17 protein-coding genes are annotated in these 15081 nt (G+C 67.9%); 16 read left to right on the top strand and 1 reads right to left on the bottom strand.

Annotation, left to right across the window (positions count from 1 at the left end; translation table 11 throughout):
• Positions 1-43: 43 nt before the first annotated feature.
• Positions 44-763 (top strand): demethylmenaquinone methyltransferase, encoded by a 720-nt coding sequence (locus ABZX22_RS12070; protein WP_354907778.1) that lies wholly within the window; start codon positions 44-46, stop codon positions 761-763.
• A gap of 56 nt (positions 764-819) precedes the next feature.
• Here the strand turns inward: ABZX22_RS12070 and ABZX22_RS12065 are convergent, their stop codons facing one another.
• Positions 820-1371 (bottom strand): hypothetical protein, encoded by a 552-nt coding sequence (locus ABZX22_RS12065; protein WP_354907776.1) that lies wholly within the window; start codon positions 1369-1371, stop codon positions 820-822.
• A 299-nt stretch (positions 1372-1670) separates the two neighbouring features.
• Here ABZX22_RS12065 and ABZX22_RS12060 point away from each other — a divergent pair, with 299 nt between their 5' ends.
• From ABZX22_RS12060 to nuoK, 15 genes are all read left to right on the top strand, one after another.
• Complete coding sequence (locus ABZX22_RS12060) at positions 1671-2537, top strand: DUF5753 domain-containing protein (protein ID WP_354907775.1); 867 nt, start codon at positions 1671-1673, stop codon at positions 2535-2537.
• Between the two features lie 56 nt (positions 2538-2593).
• Positions 2594-2797 carry a DUF397 domain-containing protein gene (locus ABZX22_RS12055; protein ID WP_354907774.1) on the top strand — a complete coding sequence of 68 codons (204 nt, stop codon included), beginning with the start codon at positions 2594-2596 and terminating at the stop codon, positions 2795-2797.
• A gap of 178 nt (positions 2798-2975) precedes the next feature.
• On the top strand, positions 2976-3176 hold the full coding sequence (locus ABZX22_RS12050) for a DUF397 domain-containing protein (RefSeq protein WP_354907772.1): 201 nt from the start codon (positions 2976-2978) through the stop codon (positions 3174-3176).
• A 281-nt stretch (positions 3177-3457) separates the two neighbouring features.
• Entirely contained in the window at positions 3458-4696 is a 1239-nt protein-coding gene (locus ABZX22_RS12045) for a geranylgeranyl reductase family protein (RefSeq protein WP_354907770.1), read from the top strand.
• A 76-nt stretch (positions 4697-4772) separates the two neighbouring features.
• Positions 4773-5132 (top strand): NADH-quinone oxidoreductase subunit A, encoded by a 360-nt coding sequence (locus ABZX22_RS12040; RefSeq protein WP_354907769.1) that lies wholly within the window; start codon positions 4773-4775, stop codon positions 5130-5132.
• A gap of 2 nt (positions 5133-5134) precedes the next feature.
• A complete protein-coding gene (locus ABZX22_RS12035; protein WP_354907767.1) occupies positions 5135-5686 on the top strand; it encodes an NADH-quinone oxidoreductase subunit B family protein in 552 nt (183 codons plus the stop codon).
• Entirely contained in the window at positions 5683-6357 is a 675-nt protein-coding gene (locus tag ABZX22_RS12030) for an NADH-quinone oxidoreductase subunit C (RefSeq protein ID WP_354907766.1), read from the top strand. Before ABZX22_RS12035 ends, ABZX22_RS12030 begins: the two co-directional genes overlap by 4 nt.
• Positions 6358-6403: 46 nt before the next feature.
• Complete coding sequence (locus tag ABZX22_RS12025) at positions 6404-7729, top strand: NADH-quinone oxidoreductase subunit D (RefSeq protein ID WP_354907765.1); 1326 nt, start codon at positions 6404-6406, stop codon at positions 7727-7729.
• 64 nt (positions 7730-7793) lie between these two features.
• Positions 7794-8450: an NADH-quinone oxidoreductase subunit NuoE gene (nuoE, locus tag ABZX22_RS12020; RefSeq protein WP_354907763.1), complete on the top strand. Its 657-nt coding sequence runs from the start codon at positions 7794-7796 to the stop codon at positions 8448-8450.
• Positions 8447-9736 (top strand): NADH-quinone oxidoreductase subunit NuoF, encoded by a 1290-nt coding sequence (gene nuoF / locus ABZX22_RS12015; protein ID WP_354907761.1) that lies wholly within the window; start codon positions 8447-8449, stop codon positions 9734-9736. Before nuoE ends, nuoF begins: the two co-directional genes overlap by 4 nt.
• Positions 9733-12105, top strand: a complete 2373-nt coding sequence (locus ABZX22_RS12010) for an NADH-quinone oxidoreductase subunit G (protein WP_354907760.1) — start codon at positions 9733-9735, stop codon at positions 12103-12105. Before nuoF ends, ABZX22_RS12010 begins: the two co-directional genes overlap by 4 nt.
• On the top strand, positions 12102-13448 hold the full coding sequence (gene nuoH, locus ABZX22_RS12005; protein WP_354907758.1) for an NADH-quinone oxidoreductase subunit NuoH: 1347 nt from the start codon (positions 12102-12104) through the stop codon (positions 13446-13448). The genes ABZX22_RS12010 and nuoH overlap by 4 nt, the downstream gene beginning before the upstream one ends.
• The gene (gene nuoI / locus ABZX22_RS12000; RefSeq protein ID WP_354907757.1) at positions 13435-13950 is read left to right on the top strand and encodes an NADH-quinone oxidoreductase subunit NuoI; all 516 of its coding nucleotides are present in this window, start codon (positions 13435-13437) and stop codon (positions 13948-13950) included. Before nuoH ends, nuoI begins: the two co-directional genes overlap by 14 nt.
• A complete protein-coding gene (locus ABZX22_RS11995) occupies positions 13943-14755 on the top strand; it encodes an NADH-quinone oxidoreductase subunit J (RefSeq protein WP_354907755.1) in 813 nt (270 codons plus the stop codon). Before nuoI ends, ABZX22_RS11995 begins: the two co-directional genes overlap by 8 nt.
• The gene (gene nuoK / locus ABZX22_RS11990) at positions 14752-15048 is read left to right on the top strand and encodes an NADH-quinone oxidoreductase subunit NuoK (protein ID WP_183652029.1); all 297 of its coding nucleotides are present in this window, start codon (positions 14752-14754) and stop codon (positions 15046-15048) included. The genes ABZX22_RS11995 and nuoK overlap by 4 nt, the downstream gene beginning before the upstream one ends.
• Positions 15049-15081 lie beyond the last annotated feature (33 nt).

Genomic DNA, 15081 nt, shown 5'->3' with positions numbered 1-15081 from the left:
GCTACTTCCGGTTTATCGTCGCTCAAGCCCTAGGCTTGACCCCATGACCCGCGCTCAGTTGGACAAGCAGCCGCATGAGGTCGCCGCGATGTTCGATCGCACGGCCAGGCGATACGACCTCGTCAACGACGTCATCTCGCTCGGCCAGGTGCGAGCGTGGCGCAAGGCCGTCGCCCAGGCCGTCGACGCGGGCCCCGGCGAGATCGTCCTCGACCTCGGAGCCGGTACGGGCACCTCCACCGATGCCTTCACCACGCTCGGCGCCCGCGCCATCGCCTCCGACTTCTCCCTCGGCATGCTCTCCACCGGTGTCCGGCGCCGGGGCGGCAACGCGCTCACCGGCGAGGGCGTGCCGTTCATCGCGGGCGACGCGCTGAACCTGCCGTTCGCCGACGACGTCTTCGACGCGGTGACGATCTCGGTGGCGCTGCGCAACGTGCACAACACCGAACAGGCGCTGCGCGAGATGCTCCGCGTCACCAAGCCGGGCGGCCGGCTGGTGATCCTCGAGTTCTCCCACGTGACGGTCAAGTCGTTCGACGTGGTCTACCGCGAGTACCTGATGAAGCTCCTGCCCAAGGTGGCCAGGGTCTTCGGCTCGAACGACGACTCCTACGACTACCTCGCCGAGTCGATCAGGGACTGGCACGACCAGCCGGCCCTGGCCACGATCATCCAGCGGGCCGGCTGGGAGCGGGTCGCCTGGCGCAACCTCAACCTCGGCATCGTCGCCATGCACCGGGGTCACAAGCCCCAGGGCTGAACCACTTCCATGGTCACCAGGCCGCCGTTGGCCGGGTGCCGGTAGAAGACGACCGCCTAGGCCAGGCAGGCGGTCCTGATCTCGGCCGCGTAGTCCTCCAGCAACTCGAGGCTGAGCCCCGAGCGCAGGCCGAGGAGGAGCAGCACGCTCGCGCCTTCCACGCTCATCCTGAGCACGAGCGGCAGCCGGCCCCTGTCCGTGCGCATGGACGTCCTCCTGGCCAGGCCCTGGAAGCGGTGCCGCACGGTCACCGCCACCACCTGCCCCATGATCTGCCGCCTGGCGGCGGGCGTTCCCATGCAGGCGAGCACCACGCCGACCACGGCCATCCCCGCCGTGGTGGCGTCCGTCCACGCCGCCACCTGCGCGGTGACCAGGAAGAACAGCCCGGCCGACGTCGCCTCCGTCCGCCATCTGAACACCGCTCCGAGGCGGGCGGGCAGGTCGCGCGCCTGCGGGATGTACGGATGGCCGCGCGGGTGCCCTCCGCGTTCAGCCAACCGGTCGTCGTTCTCCGTCGTGCCGGCGTCGGCCGGTCCGACGTTCGCTGAGCTCCAGAGGAGGAAGCTCCCCTTGCGCGATCCACGCCTGGGGGTGACTCTGGTCATGTCTCACGGCTCCGATGTCCTGTCGTGGGTACGCGGTGCTGGGGGACTTCAGGGCGGGTGGTGGCGGGACCCATCCGCCCGCGTCTGCTGCGCGGACATCCGACTGGATCGTTCCCGGGGAGGGGCGCGCTTCTTCACGTCTGCTCACCGCTTCTCGTACGGCCAGGGACTAGGATGGGGTTTCCCTCCGGGAAGTGTCATGCAATTCCCGCTGGGATTATTGGAGAGATGCCCGCGTTTGAAGGGATTCAACCCTTGGGCGGTGGGTAATACTTCGACACGCTTGTGAGGAGAGCTGAGTGGCGCGGGAGCCGAGCCCCACCGTCAGCCGACGCCGTCTCGCCGCAGAGCTGCGTCGACTCCGAGAGGATGCCCAGAAGACGGGCACCCAGGTCGCCCAGGTCCTGGACGGATCGTCATCCAAGATCTCCCGCATGGAGAAGGCCCAGGTCATCGCGCATAAGGACGATGTGGCCCTGCTGGCGGACTTCTATGACGTGTCGCCCTCGGCCCGGGCGGCCCTGCTCGCCCTCGCGGAGGAGTCCGAGGGGAAAGGCTGGTGGGAGGCATTCGGAGACTCGCTCAACGAGTCGTACATGAGCTACATCGGCCTCGAGGCCGGTGCCGACTCGATGCTCACCTGGCAGAACGTGACCGTTCCCGGGCTGCTGCAGACCGTCGACTACGCACGCAGTGTCATCGGCCTCGGACATTCGCTCAGCGCTATCCCGCCTGCCGAGGTCGAGAGACTGGTGCGGGTCCGGATGCGGCGGCAGCAGATGCTCGAAGGACCCTCGCCGCTGGTGGTGAACGCGCTGATCGACGAGTCGGTCCTGCACCGAAGGTTCGGCACCCCTGAGGTGATGCGCGACCAGCTCCGCCACATCCTCGAGGTGGCGCAACTGCCCAATGTCTCCGTTCGGATCGTCCCTCTCGACGGCCCCCACGGCCCGTTGACGCACGCCTTCGTCCTCCTGAAGTTCCCATCCCGCGAGGGGCTGGACAGCATGCACGAGGACCTGGTGTATTTCGAGCACGCGACAGGTGCCGTGTTCGAGGAACGTTATGCCGAGACGTACCGAGTTGAGCAGCTATTTCGCCAAATGTCAGCAGACGCGTTGTCTGAGGAGGATTCGCTGAAGTTGCTCGGAGAGCTCGGCCGGTGAGTCTCACGCCCGCTGTCGGGGTATGCCCTCTTTGCCCCCGACAGTGAGGATGTGCGATGGAGTCAGCGATCCCTGAAGAGATCGTGTGGCGCAAGAGCAGCTTCAGTGCACTCAACGGTGAGTGTGTGCAGGTCGCCCACGTCCATGATGGCGGCGTACTGGTCAGGGACTCCAAGCAGCCCGACGTGGCCGTCTTGTGCTTCAGTGCCGGTGAGTGGCGTGCGTTTCTCGCCGGTGTGCGAAACGGAGAGTTCGACTGAAAATATCCCAGAGGGCAAGGGTTCACTATCGGTTCATCACGATTGTATAAAGGTCCTGCGCGGCTGTCCGAGAGTCGATTAAATCGCGCGCAGTGTTGCTTGCAAACAACGCGCGCTCCGGCATGCCTAGACTCCGGGTGCCTGTAGATATGGGATGGACCGTACCGTGAACGCTGGTGTGGCTGAGACCGCTGTTGAGGACTGGCGCAAGAGTAGTTTCAGCAACCTCAGTGGGGAGTGTGTCGAGTTCGGGCGCTCCGCTGACGGGGGCGTGATGCTGCGCGACTCCAAGGATCCCGCCGGTGCGGTGCTGGCCTTCACGCCCGGTGAGTGGCGAGCCTTCCTGGCCGGGGTGCGCAACGCCGAGTTCGACGTCTGACGCGCTGCCGGTGACCCGGTCAAGGCCCTCTGTCGTTGACGGAGGGCCTTCTGTATGGGTAAGCGCCTACCCGGCTGCCACCTGGATCCGGAAAAGCGCTAGACTGCGTGCCGACAAAGTTTGTGAAGAGCTTCACAAAGGAACGAAGGCCACCACTCAGAGGCCCACCAGCGTGTAGGACAGGACAGGTCCGTGACCGTGCCAGCCGACATCAGGCAAGCGCAGGAGCCAGCCGCGACACCGCGAGGAACGAGCCGGCCAGCGGCGAAGCGGGCGCGACAGTGAACGCCACCGACGCCGACGTCATCGTCGTCGGCGCGGGTCCCGCGGGTTCGGCGACGGCGTTCCATCTCGCCCAGGCCGGGCTCGACGTCCTGCTACTCGAGAAGACGCGCTTCCCCCGCGAGAAGGTCTGCGGCGACGGTCTGACCCCGCGCGCGGTCAAGCAGCTGATGAACATGGGCGTCGACATCGACGCCCCCGGCTGGGTCAGGAACAAGGGCCTGCGCGTCGTGGGCGGCGGCGGCCGCTACGACCTCGACTGGCCGCAGCTCGACAGCTTCCCCGACTTCGGCCTGGTGCGCACCAGGCAGGACTTCGACCAGATCGTCGCGGCCAACGCGGTGAAGGGCGGCGTCCGCCTGATGGAGGGCGTGAACGTCACGGGCCCGATCCTCGACGACCGCAGCGGTCACATCGTCGGCGTCACGACGAAGGACGGCGTCTCCTACCGCAGCCGCGTGGTGGTCGCCGCCGACGGCAACTCCACCCGGCTCGCCCTGGCGATGGGGCTGTACAAGCGGGAAGACCGTCCGATGGGCGTCGCCGTACGGACCTACTTCGAGTCGCCGCGCCACGATGACGACTACCTGGAGATCTGGCTGGAGCTCTGGGACGAGGAGACGCTGCTGCCCGGCTACGGCTGGGTGTTCGGCGTGGGCGACGGCACCTCGAACGTCGGCCTCGGCCTGCTCAACACCAGCGAGGCGTTCAAGAACATCGACTACCGCGACCTGCTCAAGCGCTGGACGCGGAACATGCCCGCCGAGTGGGGCTTCACCGAGGCGAACATGACGACCCCGATCAGGGGGGCGGCGCTGCCGATGGCCTTCAACCGGCAGCCGCACTACACCAGGGGCCTGGTGCTCGTGGGCGACTCGGGCGGGGCGATCAACCCGTTCAACGGCGAGGGCATCGCGTACGCGATGGAGACCGGTGAGATCGCGGCCGAGGTCATCGTCAAGGCGTTGCGCGGCACCACGCCCGCGCAGCAGGAGCGGATCCTGCGCGCCTACCCGAAGGTGCTCAAGGACGCATACGGCGGATATTTCACGCTAGGCAGGTGGTTTGTCGAAGCTATCGGGAAGCCTGGCGTGATGAGCTTCGGCACACGACATGGTCTGCACCATCCCAGGCTGATGCGCTTCGCACTCAAACTCCTTGGTAATCTCACCGACCGGCGAGGCGATGCGTCAGACCGGATCATCAACGCTCTCGCGAAGGTCGCCCCACCAGCATGAACGTTTCATCCGCCCGGCACACACACAGATCAGACTGCGCGCCCGCGCGCGTGGAGATGGGAGAGGAGGCGTAGCGATGGATCTTTACGTGCCCGTCCTGGTGCTCGCCGTTCTCGCGGGAGGGTTCGCGCTCTTCTCGGTCGCGATCGCCCCGTTCACCGGTCCCAAGCGCTGGAACCGCGCCAAGCTTGACGCCTATGAATGCGGCATCGAGCCGACGCCCCAGCCCGTCGGTGGCGGACGCTTCCCGCTGAAATACATGATCACCGCGATGCTCTTCATCGTGTTCGACATCGAGATCATCTTCCTCTACCCGTGGGCCGTGTCGTTCGACATGCTCGGCGTCTTCGGGCTGGTCGAGATGGTGTTGTTCATCGTCACCGTGCTGGTGGCCTACGCCTACGTGTGGCGCCGCAAGGGTCTGGACTGGGACTGAAAATGGGACTTGAAGAGAAACTCCCCAGCGGGTTCATCCTCAGCACGGTCGAGGCGGCCGCCGGATGGGCCAGGAAGAACTCGGTGTGGCCGGCCACGTTCGGTCTCGCCTGTTGCGCGATCGAACTGATGGCAACCGGTGCATCGCACTACGACCTGGCGCGCTTCGGCATGGAGCGCGCTTCGGCGTCTCCCCGGCAGGCCGACCTGATGATCGTCGCGGGCCGCGTGTCGCAGAAGATGGCGCCGGTGCTCCGGCAGATCTACGACCAGATGGCCGAGCCCAAGTGGGTCATCGCCATGGGCGTGTGCGCCTCCAGCGGCGGCATGTTCAACAACTACGCCATCGTGCAGGGCGTCGACCACGTCGTCCCCGTCGACATCTACCTGCCCGGCTGCCCGCCGCGGCCGGAGATGCTCATCGACGCGATCGTGAAGCTGCACGACAAGATCCAGAACATGAAGTTCGGCGCGCACCGCGCCAAGCAGATCGACGAGCTCGAACTGCGGGCGCTCCGTACGCTGCCGCTGATCGACCAGGAGGCCGCCAAGTGAGCGAGAACCTCCCCGAGGTGCCCGCCAACCTGCCCGAGGAGCCGGTGGCTCGCCACGGCATGTTCGGCGCCACCGGCACCGGTGACACCTCCGGCTACGGCGGCCTCGTCGTACGGCGGGCCCCCCGCCTGTCGACCTCCCGCCCCTACGGCGGTTACTTCGACGAGCTCGTCGACAAGCTCGAGTCGGTCGTCGACGACGCCATCGAGCGGGTCGTCGTCGACCGCGGCGAGCTGACCCTCCACGTCAAGCGCGAGAAGCTGGTCGAGGTGTGCCTGCGCCTGCGCGACGAGCCCGAGCTGCGCTTCGAGCTCAGCCTGGGCGTGAGCGGCGTCCACTACCCGCACCTCGTGGGCGAGGAGCTGCACGCGGTCATCCACCTGTGCTCCATCACCCACAACAGGCGTGTCCGCGTCGAGGCGAGCGCGCCGGACTCCGACCCGCACATCCCCTCGACGGTCAGCGTCTACCCGACGCACAACTGGCACGAGCGCGAGACCTACGACTTCTTCGGGATCGTCTTCGACGGCCACCCCGCGCTGACCCGGATCATGATGCCGGACGACTGGGACGGTCACCCGCAGCGGAAGGACTACCCGCTGGGCGGCATCCCCGTCGAGTACCGCGGCGCCGAGATCCCCTCGCCGGACAACAGGAGGTCGTACGCGTGAGCGAGCACAGCGAGCGGAGCGTCGACGAGCGAAGCGAGGACTACGCGTGAGTACTGGTTATGACGAGGCGACCGAGGGCACGGTCTACTCGGTCAACGGTGCCGACTGGGACGACGTCGTCGGCGCGGTGCGCGACTCCGAGGAGGAGCGCCTGGTCGTCAACATGGGCCCGCAGCACCCGTCCACGCACGGCGTGCTCAGGCTCATCCTGACCCTCGACGGTGAGACGGTCACCGAGGCCCGTACCGGCATCGGCTACCTGCACACCGGCATCGAGAAGAACATGGAGTTCCGGACGTGGACCCAGGGGACCACGTTCGTCACGCGCATGGACTATCTCGCGCCGCTGTTCAACGAGACGGCGTACTGCCTGGGCGTGGAGAAGCTCCTCGGCATCGAGGACCGCATCCCCGAGCGGGCGCAGGCCATCCGCGTGATGATGATGGAGCTCAACCGCATCTCCTCGCACCTGGTCGCGATGGGCACGTTCGGCATGGAGCTGGGCGCGACCACGCCGTTCCTCTTCGGCTACCGCGACCGCGAGATGGTCATGGACCTGTTCGAGTACATCACGGGTCTGCGCATGAACATGGCCTACGTCAGGCCGGGCGGCGTGAGCGTCGACCTGCCCGCGGGCACCGTCGACAAGATCGGCGAGTTCCTGAAGGAGATGCCCAAGCGCATCAAGGACATCCGCAAGCTGCTCGACGAGAACCCGGTCTACACCCGCCGCACCAAGGACGTGGCCTACCTCGACCTGACCGGCTGCATGGCGCTCGGCGTCACCGGTCCGATGCTCAGGGCCGCCGGCCTGCCGTGGGACCTGCGCAAGTCGCAGCCGTACTGCGGGTACGAGACCTACGAGTTCGAGGTCGCCACCGAGCAGAGCTGCGACGTCTTCGGCCGCTACCTGGTCCGCATGACGGAGATGGAGGAGTCGCTCAAGATCATTGAGCAGGCTCTCGACCGCATCGCGGGACCGCTGAAGAACAAGCCGGTCATGATCGAGGACAAGAAGATCGGCTGGCCTGCCCAGCTGGCGCTCGGCCCCGACGGCTTCGGCAACTCGCCCGACCACATCGCGCACATCATGGGCAGCTCCATGGAGGCGCTGATCCACCACTTCAAGCTGGTCACCGAGGGCTTCAGGGTCCCGGCGGGCCAGGCCTACGCCTCGGTGGAGTCCCCCCGCGGCGAGCTCGGCGCGCACGTGGTCAGCGACGGCGGCACCCGGCCGTACCGCGTCCACTTCCGCGAGCCGTCCTTCACGAACCTGCAGGCCGTACCGGCAACCTGCGAGGGTGGCCAGGTCGCTGACGTGATCGCGGCCGTGGCATCCATCGACCCGGTCATGGGAGGTGTTGACAGGTGAGGGAGCGCAGCGACCGAACAATGGACACAGCAGTGCAACTCATGGGTCCGACGAAGGAGGACGCATGAGTTACTCGCCGGAAGTCCGGGAGCGTCTCGAGAGGGACGCCAAGGAGATCATCGGGCGTTATCCGAAGTCGCGCTCGGCGCTGCTGCCGCTGCTCCACCTGGTGCAGTCGGAGGACGGTTACGTCTCCGACGACGGCCAGGAGTTCTGCGCGGAGATGCTCGGCCTGAGCAAGGCCGAGGTCGTGGGTGTGGCGACGTTCTACACGATGTACAAGCGCAAGCCGATGGGCGACTACCACGTCGGCGTGTGCATCAACTCGCTGTGCGCCGTCATGGGCGGCGACCAGATCTGGGAGGAGCTGTCGGAGCACGTCGGCGTCGGCCACGACGAGACGACCGCCGACGGCAAGGTCTCGCTGGAGCGCCTCGAGTGCAACGCGGCCTGCGACTTCGCCCCGGTGATGATGGTCAACTGGGAGTTCTTCGACAACCAGACGCCCGAGTCGGCCAAGCAGCTCGTCGACGACCTGCGCGACGGCAAGAGCGTCTCGCCGACGCGCGGCCCGAAGCGCCTGTGCACCTTCAAGGAGGCCTCGCGGGTGCTCTCCGGGCTGCCCGACGACCTGGCCGGTGACGGCCCGTCGGCGGCCGGCCCCTCGCTGGAGGGCCTGAAGGTCGCCAAGGCCAACGGATGGAAGGCTCCCGAGGCATGAGCACGACACTCACCCCGGTCCTGACCGCCAACTGGGACCAGCCCAACTCCTTCACGCTGCAGGGCTACGGCCCCTACGACGCGGCGAAGAAGGCGCTCGGCATGGACCCCGACGCGGTCATCCAGGCCGTCAAGGACTCCGGTCTGCGCGGCCGCGGCGGCGCCGGCTTCCCCACCGGCATGAAGTGGGGCTTCATCCCGCAGGGCGACGGCAAGCCGCACTACCTCGTCGTCAACGCCGACGAGTCGGAGCCGGGCACCTGCAAGGACATCCCGCTGATGATGGCCAACCCGCACTCGCTGGTCGAGGGCGTCATCATCACCTCCTACGCCATCCGCGCCAGCCACGCCTTCATCTACGTGCGCGGTGAGGTGCTGCACGTGATCCGCAGGCTGCACGCGGCCGTGCGCGAGGCGTACGAGAAGGGCTACCTCGGCAAGGACATCTTCGGCTCGGGCTACGACCTGGAGCTGGTCGTGCACAGCGGCGCCGGCGCCTACATCTGCGGCGAGGAGACGGCACTGCTCGACTCGCTCGAGGGTTACCGGGGTCAACCGCGTCTCAAGCCTCCGTTCCCTGCCGTGGCGGGCCTGTACGCTTCGCCCACTGTTGTGAACAACGTGGAGTCTGTGGCCAGTGTTCCCAGCATCATCGCGAACGGCGCCGACTGGTTCGCCGCGATGGGCACCGAGAAGTCCAAGGGCTTCGGCATCTTCTCGCTGAGCGGCCACGTCACCCGTCCGGGCCAGTACGAGGCGCCGCTCGGCATCACGCTGCGCGAGCTGCTCGACATGGCGGGCGGCATCCGCGAGGGGCACCAGATCAAGTTCTGGACCCCGGGCGGCTCCTCCACGCCGATCTTCACCGACGAGCACCTCGACGTCCCCCTCGACTTCGAGGCGGTCGGCGCCAAGGGCTCGATGCTCGGCACCCGCGCGCTGCAGATCTTCGACGAGACCACCTGCGTGGTCCGCACCGTGCTGCGCTGGACCGAGTTCTACGCCCACGAGTCGTGCGGCAAGTGCACGCCGTGCCGCGAGGGCACCTACTGGCTCAAGCAGGTGCTCAGGCGCCTGGAGGCCGGCCAGGGCACCGAGGACGACCTCGCGCTGATCACCGACATCGCCGACAACATCCTGGGCCGTTCCTTCTGCGCCCTGGGCGACGGCGCGACCAGCCCGATCCACTCGTCGGTGAAGTACTTCCGCGACGAGTACCTCAAGCACTTCGAGGTCGGCGGCTGCCCGTTCGACCACAAGAAGTCCACCGTGTGGGGTGACAAGTGACCACTACCGCAGTCGAGACCTCAGTCGTCACCCTCACGATCGACGGCTTCCAGGTCACCGTGCCCAAGGGCACGCTCATCATCAGGGCCGCCGAACTGCTGGGCATCCAGATCCCCAGGTTCTGCGACCACCCGTTGCTCGACCCGGCGGCCAACTGCCGCCAGTGCCTGGTCGACATCCCCGACGCGGGCAACGGCCGCGGCTTCCCCAAGCCGCAGCCGTCGTGCGCGATCGAGGTCGCCGAGGGCATGGTCGTGCAGACCCAGCTCACCTCGCCGGTCGCCGAGAAGGCGCAGCGCGGCGCGATGGAGCTGCTGCTCATGAACCACCCGCTGGACTGCCCGGTCTGCGACAAGGGCGGCGAGTGCCCCCTGCAGAACCAGGCGATGTCCAACGGCCAGGGCGAGTCGCGCTTCCACGAGCACAAGCGCACCTTCCCCAAGCCGCTGCCGCTGTCGGCGCAGGTGCTGCTCGACAGGGAGCGCTGCGTGCAGTGCAAGCGCTGCATCCGCTTCTCCGACGAGATCGCGGGCGACCCGCTCATCGAGTTCTTCGAGCGTGGCGCCAAGGAGCAGGTGGGCGTCGCCGACGGCAAGCCGTTCGACTCCTACTTCTCCGGCAACACCATCCAGATCTGCCCGGTCGGCGCGCTGACCAGCGGTGCCTACCGCTTCCGCGCCAGGCCGTTCGACCTGGTCTCCTCGCCGAGCGCCTGCGAGCACTGCGCCTCCGGGTGCGCGCTGCGCACCGACCACCGCCGCGGCAAGGTCACCCGCCGTCTGGCCGGCCTGGACATGCAGGTCAACGAGGAGTGGAACTGCGACAAGGGCCGCTTCGCCTTCACCTACGCGACGCAGCCCGACCGGCTCAGGACCCCGCTGGTCCGTAACGAGGAGGGCCTGCTGGTTCCCGCCTCGTGGCCGGAGGCCCTCGCGGTGGCCGCCGCGGGTCTGGCCAAGGCGCGCGGCAAGGCGGGCGTGCTGGTCGGCGGTCGCGTGACCGTCGAGGACGCCTACGCCTACGCCAAGTTCGCCCGCGTCGCGCTCGGCACCAACGACGTCGACTTCCGGGCCAGGCCGCACAGCGCGGAGGAGGCGCAGTTCCTCGCGCACGCGGTCGCCGGCAAGGGCATCGAGATCTCCTACACCGACCTGGAGCAGGCGCCCGCCGTCCTGCTGGTCGGGTTCGAGCCCGACGAGGAGTCGCCGATCGTCTTCCTGCGCCTGCGCAAGGCCTGGCGCAAGAAGGGCCTGAAGGTCACCTCGATCGCGCCGTTCGCGACCGAGGGCCTGGCCAAGATGGGCGGCACGCTCATCAGGACGCTGCCGGGCGGCGAGGCCGACGCGCTCGACGAGCTCGGCTCCGTGGCCGAGGGCACGATCATCCTGGCCGGCGAGCGGCTGGCCACCGTCCCGGGCGCGCTGTCGGCCCTGGTACGGCTCAGCGCCGCCTCCGGCGCCAGGCTGGCCTGGATCCCGCGCAGGGCCGGGGAGCGCGGCGCCATCGAGGCGGGCGCGCTGCCGAACCTGCTCCCGATCGGCCGCCCGGTCGAGGACGAGAGCGCCAGGGCCGAGGTGGCCAGGGCGTGGAACGTCACCTCCCTGCCCGCCACGCCGGGCCGCGGCACCGACGCGATCCTGGCCGCCGCGCTGAACGAGGAGGTCGACGCGCTGCTCGTCGCCGGCGTCGACCCGCGCGACCTGGCCGACGCCGAGGCGGCGCTGGCCGCCCTGGAGAACACGCCGTTCATCGTCAGCCTCGAGGTGCGCGCCAGCGCGGTCACCGACCGGGCCGACGTGGTCCTGCCGGTCGCCGCCGTCGCCGAGAAGGCCGGTACGTTCGTGAACTGGGAGGGCCGCGGCCGCTCGTTCGAGCGGGCGCTGAAGGTCCCCGGCATCATGAGCGACCTCAACGTGCTGTCGGCCATCGCCGACCACATGGACGTGCACCTGGGCCTGCCCGACGCCGCCGCCGCCCGCAAGGAGCTCAGCGGCCTCGGCGCCTGGCGCGGCACCAGGGTCGGCGCGCCGAACGCCGCCGCGACGGCCCAGCCGGCGCCCCAGGCGGGCGAGGCCGTGCTGGCCACCTGGCACCAGCTGCTCGACGCCGGCCGCCACCAGGACGGCGAGCCGTACCTGGCGGGCACCGCCCGCCCGGTCGAGGCGCTGCTCTCGGAGAGCACCGCGGCCGAGATCGGCGTGGCCGACGGCGGCAAGATCGTAGTGGGTGAGACGGTGTCCCTGCCGGTGCGCGTCGTGGACCTGCCCGACCGGGTGGTCTGGGTGCCGACGAACTCCCCGGGCTGCTCGGTCAGGCGCGACCTGGGCGCGCTGGCCGGCGACATCGTCAAGATCGGGAGCGCCTCATGAGCGTGACAGTCCTCGCGACGGATCCGACCCTCGCCGACTTCGGCAAGGATCCGCTCTGGATCACCATCATCAAGGCGGTCGGCGTCTTCGCCTTCCTGATGGTGGGCATCCTGTTCGGCGTCTGGTACGAGCGCAAGCTGATCTCCCGCATGCAGAACCGCTACGGCCCCAACCGGGCCGGCAAGTTCGGTCTGCTCCAGTCGGTCGCCGACGGCGTGAAGATGGGCCTGAAGGAAGACATCTTCCCCAACACGGTGGACAAGGTGCTCTACCTGCTGGCTCCGGTCATCATGGTGGTCCCGGCCTTCCTGGCCTTCTCCATCGTGCCGTTCGGGCCGATCGTGAACATGTTCGGCGTCCAGACGCCGCTGCAGCTGGTCGACCTGCCGGTCGCGGTGCTGTTCATGCTGGCGATGGGTGCGGTGTCGGTCTACGGCGTGGTGCTGGCGGGCTGGTCGTCCCGCTCGCCGTACGCGCTGCTCGGTGGTCTGCGGTCGGCGGCCCAGGTGGTCTCCTACGAGATCGCGATGGGCCTGTCGTTCGTGGCGGTGTTCCTGTTCGCCGGCACGCTGTCGACCTCGGAGATCGTCGCGGCGCAGGCGTCGGGCGGCACGCTGCAGCTGTTCGGGCTCGAGATCCCGATGCCCTCGTGGTACGTGATCCTGCTGCTGCCCTCCTTCCTGATCTACGTGGTGTGCGCCTTCGGTGAGGCCGCCCGTATCCCGTTCGACCTGCCCGAGGGCGAGGGCGAGCTGGTGGGCGGCTTCCAGACCGAGTACTCCTCGTCGCTGAAGTTCGCCCTGATCATGATGGGCGAGTACCTGCACACCTTCACCGCCTCGGCGATGGCGATCACGCTGTTCCTCGGCGGATGGCGGGCGCCGTGGCCGATCTCGCTCTGGGACGACGCGAACACCGGCTACTGGCCGTTCCTGTGGTTCTTCATCAAGTTCGTCCTGGTCTTCTCGTTCGTCGTGTGGGTCCGCGCCTCGCTGCCCCGCGTCCGTTACGACCAGCTGATGGCGCTGGGCTGGAAGGTGCTGATCCCGCTCAACCTGGCGTGGATCATGCTCGTGGCCACCGTCAAGCTGCTCAGGACCCCCAACGTCGACCTGACCTTCGTGTACGTCATCGGGGCGATCGTGGTCGTCGGAGCCTTCGCCATCTGGTTCCGCTTCGACACCGTGAACCAGCGCCGCAAGGAGGCGGAGAAGGCCAAGGTGGCGGCTGAGTTCGAGCAGCTCGCCAACGAGCCGACCGCCGGCGGCTTCCCTGTGCCGCCGCTTGACCTGCCGCACTACCACGGGGTGGGGCGCAAGGAGGTTCCCAGTGGGAGCAACTGATTGGCTGAACCCCGTGAAGGGGTTCGGCGTGACCTTTCACACGATGTTCAAGAAGCCGGTCACGACGAACTACCCGGAGGTGAAGAAGCCGACGGCTCCTCGCTTCCACGGTCGTCACCAGCTGAACCGCTGGCCCGACGGGCTGGAGAAGTGCGTCGGCTGCGAGCTGTGCGCCTGGGCGTGTCCCGCCGACGCGATCTACGTCGAGGGCGGCGACAACACCGAGGAGGAGCGCTACTCGCCGGGTGAGCGTTACGGGCGCACCTACCAGATCAACTATCTGCGGTGCATCCTGTGCGGCCTGTGCATCGAGGCGTGCCCGACCAGGGCGCTGACGATGACCAACGAGTACGAGCTCGCCGACTCCGACCGGGAGAGCCTCATCTACACCAAGGAGATGCTGCTCGCTCCGCTCACCGCGGGCATGGAGCAGCCTCCGCACCCCATGCGGCTCGGCGAGACCGAAGAGGACTACTACCGCTTGGGGCGCGAGAATGGGTGAGACCATCACGTTCTGGGTGCTGGCCGTCGTCTCCGTCGGCGCCGCACTCGGAATGATCTTCAGCCGCAAGGCGGTCTACTCGGCGCTCCTGCTGGGCGGTGTGATGCTCTGCCTCGCGGTGCTCTACGCCGTGCAGGAGGCGCCCTTCCTGGCCGCGGTGCAGATCATCGTCTACACCGGCGCGATCATGATGCTCTTCCTGTTCGTGCTCATGCTGGTGGGCGTCGACTCGGCCGACTCCCTGGTGGAGACGCTCAAGGGACAGCGCTTCTGGGCGGGCCTCGCCGGTGTCGGCTTCGCCGTCCTGGTGATCCTCGCGATCGGGAACGCGCTGTTCGTCCCCGAGCCCGCGGGTCTGGCCGCCGCCACGGAGCAGGCGGGCGGCAACGTACCGGCGCTGGCCAGGCTGGTGTTCACCCGCCACGTCTTCGCCTTCGAGATCACCTCCGCGCTGCTCATCACCGCCGCGCTCGGCGCGATGGTGCTGGCGCACCGCGAGAGGGCCGAGCCGAAGCCGTCGCAGAAGGACCTGGCGCGCGCCAGGTTCGCCACCGGCGACCCGTCGCCGCTGCCCGCGCCCGGCACCTACGCCAGGAACAACGCCATCGACATGCCCGCGCTGCTGCCCGACGGCTCGGTCGCCGAACTGTCGGTCAACCGGCACATCGCGCGCTGGGACGTCGAGCACGACCATCTGCCCGACGACCCCAAGCTCGCCCAGGCCATCAAGCACGCGGTCGAGGAGGAACCCGTGACAGAGGATTCTGCGACGGACTCCGAGCACCTGGGTGAGGTGACCAAGTGACCACCGAGTACCTGGTCCTCTCCGCACTGCTCTTCGCGATCGGCGCGCTCGGCGTGCTGATCAGGCGCAACGCGATCGTGGTCTTCATGTGCGTCGAGCTCATGCTCAACGCCTGCAACCTCGCGTTCGTCACCTTCGCCCGCATGCACGGCAACCTGGACGGCCAGATCATCGCCTTCTTCGTGATGGTCGTGGCCGCGGCCGAGGTCGTGATCGGTCTGGCGATCATCGTGACGATCTTCCGAACCCGCAGGTCGGCGTCCGTGGACGATGCCAACCTGCTGAAGTACTAAGAGGTGACAGTGGAACCGGCAGAGATCATCCCG

This window comes from Nonomuraea sp. NPDC003804 (genome assembly GCF_040610675.1).
Taxonomy (GTDB): domain Bacteria; phylum Actinomycetota; class Actinomycetes; order Streptosporangiales; family Streptosporangiaceae; genus Nonomuraea.
Note: the sequence above shows the minus strand (reverse complement) of the source record. Positions and strands in the feature narration are given on the sequence as shown.